The sequence below is a fragment of the Variovorax xiamenensis genome (assembly GCF_050916385.1).
In the GTDB taxonomy this organism is placed as follows: domain Bacteria; phylum Pseudomonadota; class Gammaproteobacteria; order Burkholderiales; family Burkholderiaceae_C; genus Variovorax.
The window spans coordinates 15,946-29,835 of record NZ_CP139038.1 but is presented as its reverse complement, the minus strand read 5'-3'; the positions used below and the strand labels follow the sequence as shown (position 1 = coordinate 29,835).

2 protein-coding genes (1 of these 2 only partly in view) are annotated in these 13,890 nt (G+C 70.3%); both read right to left on the bottom strand.

Annotation, left to right across the window (positions count from 1 at the left end; all coding sequences use genetic code 11):
* A protein-coding gene (locus SFB74_RS00065) for an amino acid adenylation domain-containing protein (protein WP_432728639.1) crosses the window boundary here: on the bottom strand, positions 1-12,484 show its 5' portion. Its footprint begins 3,653 nt before the window's first position; the window shows 12,484 of its 16,137 coding nt (coding positions 1-12,484); it begins with the start codon at positions 12,482-12,484; its stop codon lies beyond the left edge, outside the window.
* Positions 12,481-13,890: an MFS transporter gene (locus tag SFB74_RS00060; protein WP_432728638.1), complete on the bottom strand. Its 1,410-nt coding sequence runs from the start codon at positions 13,888-13,890 to the stop codon at positions 12,481-12,483. Before SFB74_RS00060 ends, SFB74_RS00065 begins: the two co-directional genes overlap by 4 nt.

Below are 13,890 nucleotides of genomic sequence, written 5' to 3'. Positions count from 1 at the left end.
TTTCCTCGTCATGCTGCGGCGTGGCGATCACCGCCGCTTCGCGGATGCCGTCGATGCGCATCAGCTCCGCCTCGACTTCGCCGGGCTCGATGCGGAAGCCGCGGATCTTCAACTGCCGGTCGTCGCGGCCGAGGAACTCGATGGAGCCATCGGCGCGCCAGCGGCCGAGGTCGCCGCTGCGGTACATGCGCGGCGCGGTGCCCGCGTGAGTTGCGGCGAACGGATCGCGTGCGAAGCGCTGCGCGGTCAGTTCGGGGCGATTCAGGTAGCCGCGCGCCACGCTCGCGCCGCCGATCCAGATTTCGCCGACCGCGCCGACCGGCACCGGCTCGCCGTGCGCATCGAGCAGATAGACGCGGGCGTTGGCAACCGGCCGGCCGATATCGAGCGGCGAATCCCCGGCGCGGCAGCGCGCCACGGTGGCGTTGATCGTGGTCTCCGTCGGCCCGTAGGCATTGGCCAGCGCCGGGCGATGGCCCTCGCGCCGCCACCACGCATCGAGCGCTGCCGCGCCGACCGCGTCGCCGCCGATCACGATCTGGCGCAGCGACGGCGGAAACACCGCATCGGACGACAACGCCAGCCGCTGCCAGAACAGCGTCGGCAGATTGGCCACCGTGAGCCGATGCTCGTCGCACAGCGCGCACCAGCGCGCGGGCTCGGCGAGCCATTCGTCGGTGCGCAGCAACAGCGTCGCGCCATGGCTGAGCGCGCCGAAGATCTCCTCGCCCGCGACATCGAAGCTCAGGCCGGAGAACTGCAGCACCCGGTCTTCCGCGCCGAAGCCGTAGAGCGCCTGCAGCGCGGCGACCTGGTGGGAGAGCTGCCTGTGCTCGACCATCACACCCTTGGGCGTGCCGGTGGAGCCGGAGGTGTAGATCACGTACGCGAGGTGCGAGCCGTCGGCGGGCAGATCGCCCGCGTCGGGCGCGTGCACGGGCTCGTTCGCCAAGGGCTCATGACCGTCGAGCGCGATCGTCGTGCAGCGCGGCGGCGGACACAGGCGCGGGCGCAGCGCGGAATGCGTCAGCAGCACCGCCGGCGCGCAGTCTTCGAGTTGCCAGGCCAGCCGTTGGTCAGGGTAGGAAGGATCGAGCGGCACATACGCAGCCCCGGCCTTGAGCGCGCCCAGCACCGCGACGATCAGCTCGAACCCGCGCTCGAGACACAGCGCGACCCGGTCACCGGCGCCGACGCCCAGGCCACGCAGATGATGCGCGAGCCGGTTGGCGCGCTGGTCGAGTCCGGCGTAGCTGAGTCGTTCGCCGCCATGTTCCAGCGCGACCGCCTGTGGTCGCAGTGCGGCCTGCTGTTCGAAGGCGGCATGCGCGAACGCGTACGCAGGCAATGCAGGCGCGCTCTGGGCGAAGGCGTTCAGCAGGCGATCGCGTTCTGCATCGTCGAGCAGTGCGATGCGATCGACCGGCCGGTTCCCGTCGCCCTCGGCCATGCCCCGCAGCATTGCCACCAGCGACTGCCAGTGGCGGCGCACCGTGGCCTCGTCGAACAGCGCCGTGGCGTAGTTGAGCTTGCCGGCGATGCGGCCGCCCTCTTCCTGCAGATCCAGCGCGAGGTCGAACTGCGCACCGGCCGGCAGGCTTTCGACCCGCTCGACCCCGAGGCCCGCGAGTTCCAGCGCGATGGGCGGCGTGTTGTGCCAGGCCAGCATCAGCTGGAACACCGGGTGATGGGCCATAGAGCGCGGCGGGTTCAGCGCCTCGACGAGGCGCTCGAAAGGCACGTCCTGCCGGGCCTGCGCCTGCAGCGCGGTCTCGCGCACCTGCGCCAGCAGGCCGGCCACGCTCGGGCTGCCGTCCAGCGCGATCTTCATCGCCTGTGTGTTGATGAAGCAGCCGATCAGCGGCTCGATCTCGACGCGGCCGCGGCCGGCGTGCGAGCTGCCGATCACCACCTGCCGCTGGCCGCCGTAGCGCGCCACCACCGTGGCCCAGGCCGCCAGCACGACCATGTACAGCGTTGCGCCGTGCCGCTGGGCGAGCGTGCGCAGGGCCTGCGTGGTCTCGGCATCGATGCCGACTTCGATGCTCGCGCCGCGATAGTCCTGCAATGCGGGTCGTGGGCGGTCGTGCGGCAGCTCGACCAGCGCCGGGGCATCCCGCAGATGTGCGGCCCACTCCTGCAGCCGGGCCTGTGCCGCCGGGCCCTGCAGGTGGTCGTGCAGCCACGCGGCATGGTCTGCGTAGTGGATGGCAAGCGCAGGCAGGCGCGGCTCGTGTCCCTCGCGCAGCGCGCTGTAGGCGCCGGCGAACTCGCGCATCAGCACGCCCAGCGACCAGCCGTCGGAGACGATGTGGTGCATCGAGACCACGAGCACGTGGTCGTTGGCGGCGGTGCGCAGCAGGCGGCCGCGGATCGGCGGGCCTGCCGCGAGATCGAAGGGGTCGGAGGCGGCTTCGCGGCACAGCGCTTCGATGTGCGTCGTGTCCGAAGTGCCCGCGTCCTGCTCATGCAGCTCGAAGCCGCGTGGCGGGTCGATGTGCTGCCAGGGCTGGCCGTCCGTCTCGACGAAGCGCGTGCGCAGGGCCTCGTGCCGGGCCACGACATGGTCCAGCGCGGCGCGCAGGGCCGTGCGGTCGAGCTTGCCGCGCAGGCGCAATGCGCCGGCGATGTGATACGCGACGCTGGCCTGGACATCGACACCGGAGATGAACCACAGGCGTTGCTGTGCCGGGGACAGGGGCAGCGGGCGGCTGCGGTCGGCGGGTTTGATCGGGCCCAGGGCGCCGGGGCTGGCTTCGGCTACGGCATCTGCGAGCGCGGCAAGGCGTGGCCGGGCGAACAGCGTGGCGAGCGGGAGTTCGGCGTCGAGGCGGTCGCGGATCTGGGAGATGAGCCTGATGGCCAGCAGGGAGTGGCCGCCGAGTTCGAAGAAGTCGTCGTCGCGGCCGATCTGCTGGATGTCGAGCAGATCGGACCAGATCGCGGCGAGGGCTTGTTCGACTTCGCCCTGTGGTGCCTCATGGACGCGCTGGCTGCGGGCTTCGGGTGCGGGCAATGCCTTGCGGTCGAGCTTGCCGTTGGGGGTCAGCGGCAGTGCATCGAGTGCGACGCAGGCCGACGGGACCATGTAGTCCGGTAGCCGCTCACGCAAGGCGGTGCGCAGTGCCGATGGATCGGTGGCATCGTCGAGGACGAGGTACGCCACCAGCCGCTTGTTGCCCGGCTGGTCCTCACGGGCGACCACCACTGCTTCCCTGACGCCGTCGAGTCGCGCCAGTTGCGCCTCGATTTCCCCAAGCTCGATGCGGTAGCCACGCAGCTTCACCTGATGGTCGTTGCGCCCAAGGTACTCGATGCTGCCGTCGGCGCGCCAGCGGCCGAGGTCGCCGCTTCGGTACATGCGTGCGCCTTCGGGTCCGAACGGATCGGGCACGAATCGTTCGGCGCTCAGTTCAGGCTGCGACAGATAGCCCCGGGCCACCTGGGCGCCGGCCAGGTACAGCTCGCCAGTGACACCCACCGGCACCGTGTTGCGCTGCGCGTCGAGCACATGGATGCGGCTGTTGCCGACGGGCTTTCCGATCGGCGGCAGGTCTTTCCACTTCTCGGGAAGACCGCTCAGCGTGTGCGTGCTGACCACGTGCGTCTCGGTCGGGCCGTAGTGGTTGTGCAGCCTTGCCTGAGGATGCCGGGCGAACATCCGGCGGATTGCCGGCGTGATGCGCAACTGCTCGCCCGCGGTGATCACGTCGCGCAGCATCGGCAGCGGCGCGCCGCGCCGCGACCACAGCTCGCAGAGGTTCTGCAGCGCGATATAGGGCAGGAACAGCCGTTCGACGGACTCCCGCGCCAGCCACTCGGCCAGCGCCGGAAGATCCTGCCGCAGCCTTTCATGCAACAGCACCAGCGTGCCGCCGCTGGCCAGCGTCGAGAAGATCTCCTGGAAGGCGACATCGAAGCCCAGCGCCGCGAACTGCAGCGTGCGCGCGGGCTCGGGCAACTGCTCCCGTTGCCACTCCAGCAGGTTGGCCAGCCCGCGATGCGGCATCGCCACGCCCTTGGGTTCACCTGTGGAGCCCGAGGTGTAGATCACATAGGCCAGATGCGATGCCGCGAGGCCTTCGACCTGCAGGTTGTCGGCGGGGGCGTCGGTCCAGGCTGCGTCCGCTTCATCGAGCGGGATCGCTGCCACGTCCGGCGTGAGCCGTTCGATCAGGGCTTGCTGGCCCAGCACGACCGCAGCCGCGCTGTCGCGCAGCATGTGGATCAACCGCTCCTGCGGATATGCAGGGTCCAGCGGCACGCATGCGCCGCCGGCCTTGAGCGTAGCGAGGATCGCGACCACCATCGCGAAGCCGCGCTCGGCGCAGATGGCGATACGGGCATCGGGCCCGACGCCGAGCCCGCGCAGATGCCGCGCGAGCCGGTTGGCCCGTTCATTGAGGGCACGGTAGCTCAGCTGCGCACCATCGAGCTCCACGGCGATCCGCTCGGGATGTGCCACCGCCTGCCGCTCGAAGGCCTCGTGCACCAAGGCGGCCGTGTCGAATGCGCGATGCGTGTCGTTGAAGCCGTGAACCACGCGATGACGTTCCCCGGCAGGCAGCACATCGAGCGCCATCAGCGACCGCCCAGGCTCTTCTTCCAGAGCCTGCGAAAGCGATTGCAGCGACTGCCGTACGAACTCCGCGATGCGATGCGCCGATACCGAGGCATCGACCTGCACCGTCAGCCCGAAGCCGCTGCCGTCGTCGTCCACATGCAGTCCGAACGGGTAGTTGGTTCGGTCGCGCACGTCGAGCAGGCGCACGCCGTCGAGCACCTCGGTGCGCGCGAGGCGGCCATGCCTGTAGTTGAGCAGCGCCGAGAACAGGGGCACGTGCGCGGGCATCGCGCTGCATCGCTGGGCCAGCACCAGCGATGCGTGCTCATGGCGAAGCAGCGCGCTCAGCGCCGAGTGGGTCTCCTGCAGTCCCTGCAAGGTTCCGCGGCCGTCCAGCCCGATGCGCACCGGCAGCGTGTTGATGAACATGCCCATGGCTTGATCGATGCCAGCGCCACCCTGCATGCGCCCGAACAGCACCGTGCCGAACACGACATCGTCGCGCCCGCTGCACGCGGCCAGCACACGTGCCCAGGCCAGGTGGAACAGGCTGGCCGTGCTCACGCCGTGGCGCTTGGCGAGAGTGCGCAGCTGCGACGACAGCGCCGGCGGCAGCATCGACTTCGCCTGTTCGACCTGCGAGCCGTCGCCCTGCACGTCGAGCAGTCCGAAGGGCGCCGTCGGCTCATCGACGTTGCCGAGCATCGCGCCGAAGAAGGCTTCGTGCTCTGCCTCGCTCACGCCCAGGCGCGAGCGTGCCACGAAGTCGCGGAACGGAACGGGTGCAGGCAGGCCGGCGGCGTCGCCCCGCTCGATGGCCGCGATCTCATCCACCAGCAGCTCCAGCGCGGTGTGATCCATCACGAGGTGGTGATAGGACAGCTGCAGCAGCCAGCGCCCGCCTGCATCGTCGAGGGCGGCGAAGCCGTGGAGCATGGGCGCGCGGCGCACGTCGGTGCGCAGGCCGCGCAGCCGCGGATGCTCGCGCAGGCGTTGTTGCGCGGGGTTCGTGCCCGGCGCCAGCGTCAACATCTCCGGGGCGAATTCGACGTGGCGCCACACCACCTGCACGGGCTCGGCCAGGCCTTCCCAGTGGACCGCGGTGCGCAGGATGTCGTGGCGTTCGATCACTTGCGACAGCGCCGCGATGAAGCTGTCCATGCGCGGCCTGCTGTCGAACTCGAGCAGCGTCGGCAGCACGTAGGTGTCGGTGTCGCGCTCCAGCAGGTGGTGGAACAGGATGCCCTGCTGCAGCGGCGCGAGCGGATAGATGTCCTGGATGTTGGCCGCGCCGCCCGGCGTGGCCTGCACGATCCGCGCGATGGCGGCCGCGTCGAGTTGAACGAGTGACAGCATCTCCGGCTCGATGGCTGCGCAGCCGGGAGGAATCAGGTTGGGTGGCACGGGGGCCGCTGTCGCGTCCTCGCCGCGCCGGAGCGTGGTGGCGAATGCGCGCAGCTTCGGATGCGTGAAGAGCGAACGGATATCGGTGGACCAGCCGCGCCGGCGCAGCGGTTCGAGCAGCCTGATGGCCAGCAGGGAGTGCCCGCCGAGTTCGAAGAAATCGTCGTCGCGACCGATCTGCTGGATGTCGAGCAGCTCGGACCAGATCCCGGCGAGGGTTTGCTCGACTTCACCCTGTGGCGCTTCGTGGATGCGCTGGCTGCGGGCTTCGGGTGCAGGCAATGCCTTGCGGTCGAGCTTGCCGTTGGGGGTCAGCGGCAGTGCATCGAGTGCGACGCAGGCCGAGGGGACCATGTAGTCCGGCAGCCGCTCGCGCAAGGCGGTGCGCAGTGCCGATGGATCGGTGGCATCGTCGAGGACGAGGTACGCCACCAGCCGCTTGTCGCCCGGCTGGTCCTCACGGGCGACCACCACTGCGTCCCTGACGCCGTCGAGTCGCGCCAGTTGCGCCTCGATTTCTCCAAGCTCAATGCGGTAGCCACGCAGCTTCACCTGATGGTCGTTGCGCCCAAGGTACTCGATGCTGCCGTCGGCGCGCCAGCGTCCGAAGTCGCCGCTTCGGTACATGCGCGCGCCTTCGCGGCTGTCGAACGGGTCTGGCAGGAAGCGTGCTTCCGTGAGCTCGGATTGCGACAGGTAGCCGCGCGCGACCTGGACTCCTCCCAGATGCAACTCGCCGGCCACGCCCACCGGCGCCGGGTTGCGCTGCGCGTCGAGCACGTAGATGCGGCTGTTGCCGACGGGCTGGCCGATCGGGGGAAGATCTTCCCACTGCGCGGGTGCGTTGCCCAGCGTGTGCGTGCTGACCACGTGCGTCTCGGTCGGACCGTAGTGGTTGTGCAGCCTTGCCTGGGGATGCCTGCCGAACATGAGCCGGATCGCCGGCGTGATGCGCAACTGCTCGCCCGCGGTGATCACGTCGCGCAGCATCGGCAATGGCGCATCGCGCTGCGACCACAGCTCGCAGAGGTTCTGCAGCGCGATGTAGGGCAGGAACAGCCGTTCGATCGATTCCCCGGCGAGCCACTCGGCCAGAGCAGGAAGGTCCTGCCGAAGTTCTTCGCGCAGCAATACCAGCGTGCCGCCGCTGGCCAGCGTCGAGAAGATCTCCTGGAAGGCAACGTCGAAGCCCAGGGCCGCGAACTGCAGCGTGCGCGCAGGTTCGGGCAGTTGCTCTTGTTGCCAGAGAAGAAGATTGGCCAGCCCGCGATGCGGCATCGCCACGCCCTTGGGCTCGCCCGTGGAGCCCGAGGTGTAGATCACGTAGGCCAGATGTTCAGGGTTCAGGGCGGGCTCTTGCGAGCGCAGGTCGGCCGTCGATGCGTCTGCCCATGCTGGCATGGCCTCGTCGAGCAGCACCGCAGCCGCATCGAACGGCATCAGGCGCCCGAGCAATCCGCGCTGGCCGAGTACGACTGCCGCCCCGCTGTCGCGCAGCATGCGAGCAAGGCGCTCGTCCGGATACGCAGGGTCCAGCGGCACGCATGCGCCGCCGGCCTTGAGCGTGGCGAGGATCGCGACCACCATCGCGAAGCTTCGCCCGGCGCAGATGGCGACACGGGTGTCGGGCCCGACGCCGAGTTCACGCAGATGCCGCGCAAGCCGGTTGGCCTGCTCATCGAGAGCGCGGTAGCTCAGTTGCGCACCATCGAGCTCCACGGCGATCCGCTCGGGATGTGCCACCGCCTGCCGCTCGAAGGCCTCGTGGACCAGCGGCGTCGCGTCGTACGTACGGCGCGAGTCGTTGAAAGCGTGGAGCACACGCTCGCGCTCTTCTGCAGGCAGCACATCGAGAGCCGTCAGCGAAAGATCCGGCTCTTCTTCCAGGGCTTCCGCGAGCGCCTGCAATGCCCGCAGCACGAACCCGCACACGCGTTGCGCGGACACCGAGAGATGAATCTCGGCGGTGAGCACGAAGTCCTCGCCCAGGTCGTCGACGTACAGGCTGAACGGATAGTTCGTGAGATCGCGGCCGCCGACGTAGTGCATGCCTTCGGCGATCTCTATCTCGCCTTCGCCGGAAAAGCTGTCGCTACGGCTGTGCCGGTAGTTGAGCAGCGCCGAGAAGACGGGCGTGTTCGGCGCGAGGCCGCTGCAGCGTTGCGCCAGCGTGAGCGATGCGTGCTCGTGGCGAAGCAGTTCGCTCAGCGCCGCGTGGGTTTCGCGCAGCCCTTGTGCGGCCCCACGTCCGCCCAGCCCGATGCGCACCGGCAGCGTGTTGATGAACATGCCCATGGCCCGGTCGATGCCCGCGCCGCCCTGCATGCGGCCGAACAGCACCGTGCCGAACACGACGTCGTCGCGCCCGCTGCAGGCGGCCAGCATGCGGGCCCAGGCCAGGTGGAACAGGCTGGCCGTGCTCACGCCATGGCGCATGGCGAGCGCGCGCAGTTGAGGTGACAGCGCCGGCGGCAGCATCAGCTTGGCCTGCTCGACCTGCGAGCCGTCGCCCTGCACGTCGAGCAGCCCGAAGGGCGCCGTCGGCTCGTCGACATCGCCGAGCATCGCGCCGAAGAAGGCTTCGTGCTCCGCGTTGCTCACGCCCAGGCGCGAGCGCGCCACGAAATCGCGGAACGGCACCGGCGCCGGCAGGCTTCCGCCACGCCCCTGCAGCAGTGCCATCACCTCATGCAGGATCAGTTCGGTGGTGGTGTGGTCCAGCGTCAGGTGGTGATGCAGCAGCTGCAGAAGCCAGCGCCGCGACGCCGGGTCGAAGGCCGCGTGGGCCTGCAGCATTGGCGCGCGGCGCAGGTCCAGTCGTATCGTGCGCGCGTTGGCGCGGGCCTGCAGCTGTGCCTGCACGTCGCCATCGGCCGGGTCGAAATGCTGTTCCTGCAGCGTGAGCGAAGCGTCGCGCCAGACCACCTGCACGGGCGTGTCCAGCCCCTCCCACTGCACGGCGGTGCGCAGGATGTCGTGGCGTGCGATCACCTGCTGCAGGGCTGCCACGAACCGGTCCAGCCGCGCGCGGTCGTCGAAGCGCAGCAGCGCGGGCAGCACATAGGCATCGCCCGCGCCTTGCAGCAGGTGGTGGAACAGGATGCCTTCCTGCAGCGGCGCGAGCGGATAGATGTCCTGGATGTTGCGCATGCCACCCGGAACGCCGGCGGCGATCAGGTCGATCTGCGCCTGCGTCAGGCTCGCGAGAGGAAGCATCGGCGGCGTGATGCGCTCGCATCGCGCGGGGATCGCGTTGGCCGACACGGGAGTCGCCGTGGCGGCCTGCCCGCTTCGTGCCGCGCGGGCCGCGAGCGCACCCAGCGTCGGTTCGGTAAAAAGCTGGCGGATGTCGACTTCGAGCCCTTCGCGCTGCATGCGCTCGACCAGCTGCACCGCGAGGATCGAGTGCCCGCCGAGTTCGAAGAAGTTGTCGCCGCGTCCGACTTGCTCGATGCCGAGCACTTCCGCCCACAGCCTTGCCAGCGCCTGCTCGGTTGCGTTGCGTGGCGGCTCGTGGTCGCGCTGCTCGCGCCACGCGCGAAGCTCCGGCGCGGGCAGCGCCTTGCGGTCGAGCTTGCCGTTGGGCGTCAGCGGCAGTGCCTCCAGCGGCACGTATGCCGACGGGATCATGTAGTCTGGCAGGTGCGCGCCCAACGCGGCGCGCGCGGCGGACGGATCGAAGGCGGCCCTGGCCTTGGCATCGGTGAAGACGAGATACGCGATCAGGCGATGACCGGCTTGGTCCTCGCGCGCGATCACCGCCGCGTCGGTCACGCCATCGAGCCGCATGAGCCGCGCCTCTACCTCGCCCGGCTCGATGCGGAAGCCGCGGATCTTGACCTGCTGGTCGTTGCGGCCGAGGTACTCCAGGCTGCCGTCCGCGAGCAGGCGGCCCATGTCGCCGCTGCGGTACATGCGCGCACCGGGCACGCCGCTGAACGGATCGGGCACGAAGCGTTGCGCATCGAGTTCGGGCCGGCGCAGGTAGCCGCGCGCGACGCCGGCGCCGCCGACGTGGATCTCGCCCGCGCAGCCCACCGGCAGCGGCTGGCCGCGCGGATCGAGCACGTACAGGCGCAGGTCGGGAATGCGCCTGCCGATCGGGCTCGCGCCGGCGTGCCCGGCATCGTCGGGGCCGAGCACGCGGCAGGTGACGTGCACGGTGGTCTCGGTGATGCCGTACATGTTGACCAGGCGCGTGCCCAGGTTGTGCGGCTGCGCATACCAGGGCTCGAGCGTGGCCGTCTCCAGTGCCTCGCCGCCGAGGACCACATGGCGAAGCGCGTGCGCCGGCAGTTCCTTCGCGGCGGACCGGCATGCGGCGGAGAACTGGCGGAAGGCGCTGGGCGTCTGGTTGAGCACGGTCACGCCCTGCTCGCACACCAGGCGATGGAACTCCGCCGGCGCGCGGCTCACCGCATGCGGCACGACGACCAGCCGGCCGCCGTGGATCAGCGCGCCCCACAGTTCCCACACCGAGAAGTCGAAGGCGAAGGAATGGAACAGGGTCCACACGTCGTCGCGGCCGAAGCCGAATTCGCCGCGCGTTGCCGCGAAGAGGCGGCTGACCTGCGCGTGCTCGACCATCACGCCCTTGGGCAGGCCGGTCGAGCCGGAGGTGTAGATCACGTAGGCCAGGTGCGATGGCGCGAGGCCTTCGACTCGTGGACTGCCGATGGGAGCGTCGGCCCACGGCGTTTCTTCCCACGGAAGGTCCAGGCGCACCGGTTGGCACGAAGCTGGCGTGGGCAGGCGATCGAGCGAGGCGCCGTCGCCGATCAGCGCCACCGGCGCGCTGTCGCGCAGCATGTGGGCCAGGCGCTCCTCGGGTTGCACAGGGTCGAGCGGCACGTAGGCGCCTCCGGCCTTGAGTGTGGCCAGGATGGCCACCACCATCTCGAGCCCGCGCTCTATGCAGATCGCGACGAGCGCATCGGGGCCGACGCCCAGCCCGCGCAGATGGTGGGCCAGTCGATTGGCGCGCCGGTCGAGCTCGCCGTAGCTCAGTCGCTTGTCTTCGAACTGCACCGCGATGGCGTCGGGGTTGCGCTTGGCCCGGCGCTCGAACAGGGCATGGATCAGCGAAGGCGCGCCGGTGTCGAGCAGCGGCCGGTTGAAGCCGTGCACCACCAGTTCGCGCTCGGCCTCGTCCATCAGCGGCAGCTCGCACACAGGCGTGTGCGGCGCATCGGTCGCCGCGCGCGCCAGCACCCGCAGCCGCCGCAGGTGCGCGGCCATCTCCCGCGCGGAGAACAGCGCCGGGTCGTGGTTGAACTCGATGTGCACCGGGCGCTCCGGCTCGTAGTCGCGCACGTAGACCGCGAGCGGCTGGCGCTCGTGGCCGTTGTGCAGCGGAATCACCGTGCTGCGGATGCCCTCGAGCCGGATGTCGCCCTGGAAGCTTTCGATCGACAGGGAGATGTCGAACAGGCCGCGGCGTTCGCCAACGCCGGCGAGCAGTTCGCGGTGCAGGTCGGCCAGCGGATAGCGTTGGTGGCGGTAGCACTGCTTGAGCTCCGCCGCGACGCGGCGCAGGGTCTGCGCGAACGTCTCTTGCGGATGGACCGCGATGCCGACGGGAATCGCGCCGGAGAACATGCCGGGCATGCGCCTTTGCGCCGCAGTGGTGCGGTTGTGCACCGGCATGCCGATCACGACCTCTTCTTCATCGCCCTCGCGTCCCTGGATGCGCGCGAAGTACACCGCCAGCAGCGCGGCCAGGAAGTGCGCGCTCGATGCGCCCTGCGCGGCCGCCGCTTCGGTCAGCCTGTCGTGGTCGGCGCGCTCCAGCTGCCAGACGGCCTGCTCGACCCTGCTTCGGCCCGCATGGGCGCGCCGCGCGGGAGCTTCGTCGAAGAGCGGCGCGGCAAGGCGTGCATGGCGCTGCAGCCAGAAGGCGCGGTCGCGGGCGTAGCGTGGCGAAGCCTGGTATTCGGCGTCCAGGCGGATGAAGGCGGCGTAGTCCTCGTCGCCTTCTTCCTCGGTCAAGGCCTCGCCGCGCCCGAGCCGGTTGTAGGCCTCGGCGATGGCATTGCCGATCAGCGAGACCGACCAGCCGTCCGCGACCAGGTGATGGAAGCACACCAGCCAGTAGCCGCGTTCGGGCGCGACCTGCAGCCACTGCATGCGCCACAGCCGCTGGCCGTACAGGCCGAAGGGAACGAGGAAGGCTGCGCGCAGGTGCGCCCGGGCACTTGCTTCGGGATCGGCCTCGCCGGTGAAATCGAAGCGCTGCAATGCCGCGCCGGCGGCATCGTTGTTGTCGTCGTCGGGGGCGGCGAAGCGCTGCATGGCTTCGCCGTTGCCGTGGTTGCCGCCGCGTTCGAGCACGGTGCGCAACGCCTGGTGGCGCGCGACGACCGCGCGGATCGCCGCTTCGAGCCGGTCGACGTCGGTCGGCCCGTCGAGGCTGGCCGCAACGCCGATGTTGTGGCACGGCAGGTCGGGCGCCAGCGACTGGTCGAGCCAGACGGCCTGCTGGGGCGAGCTCAGGGGGTAAAGGGGCTGGCCGTTCACGATTCTTCACCGCCGTCCGGTACCAGCGTTTCCAGGCGGCGCAGGCGCCGATGGAAGAGCGCGAACACAGTCAGCGCCAGGCCGGCCGCGCCGCTCGCGAAGAACAGGAAGCCGACCCCTCGACCCGGCCCGGTGCCGAACCATGCGCCGAGCGGCGTGCCGTCGAGCGCGCCGCCCGGGCGCAGCGCGGGCTCCAGCACCGCGTCGGCGAGCCAGCCGCCGGCCAGCAGCACCACGCACATCACCAGCAGGTTGGACGCGGCGATCAGCGCGAACACGCTGCCCTGCCGGCCGATCGGCGCCTTGCGCATCCACAGCGCATGCGAGCACGCGACCGAGGTGCTGCCGCAGAACAGGCAGACGAACGCCGCCGCGCACCACAGTGCCGGCGTGGTCACCCAGCCGGCCACCAGCATCGCCGCGCATTGCAGCGCGTCGCAGGCCAGCACCCATTGCATCAGGCCGTGCCGCAGCCGCGCGGTGGCGACCAGGATGGAGCCGAGCAGGCCGCCGACGATGCCGACGGACATCACCAGCCCCAGCACGCCGCTTGAATGGGTGGACAGCACCAGCGGCGTCACCATGGCCGTGGCCAGCACCATGAGGCATTGCACCAGCGCGCCATAGCCGAGCAGCGCGCGCATCAGCGGCTGCTCGCGCAGGTAGGCGAGCGCACCGGAGAAGCTGGCGCCCGCGCCGCGCCACAGCGAGGAGGCGCCGTGCGCGGGCGCATCGCCGCCGCGCACGTCCGCCCCGGCGCGGGTCAGGGCCGCGAACACCAGCGCGGCCGCGGCCAGCAGAAGGCACAGCTGCATCGCCATCACGCCCTGCAGGCCGCCCGTTCGCGCCATCAGGAAGCCGGCGGCGGCGGGCGCGCCGACCTGCACCAGCGCGCGCGAGATGCCGGTGAGCCCCCCGACCTGCGCGAAGCGGTCCCTGGGCACGAAGCGGCTGACCGCCACGCGGATCGACGGCCGGCGCAGTGCGCCCACGGCCGCCGCGACGGCGGCGTAGGCGTAGAGCGCGCCGATGCCGAGCCGGCCTGACACCAGCGCCAGCACGATCGCGAAGGTGCCGGCGATGGCGGCGAGGTCGCAGCACAGCACCACCCGGCGCCTGTCGTGGCGGTCGGCCAGCACGCCGGCGAAGGGCGTGGCCAGCATCGCCGCGAGCGCGGCGGCGAGCACGGAGAACGAGTAGTCCTGCGCCGAGCCGGTGCGCGAGAAGATCCAGACGCCGATGGCGAAGCTGACCAGCGTGGTGCCGAGATCGAAGGCCGTTTCGCTCAGCCACAGGAGCGCGAATGTCGATCGGGTGCGCGGGGCCTGTTGCTGCTGCTGCAGCAGCGGCCTGGCCGGGTCGTCACGGGGCGGAGTCGCAGCGGCTTCCACGGTCACTTCCTGCAT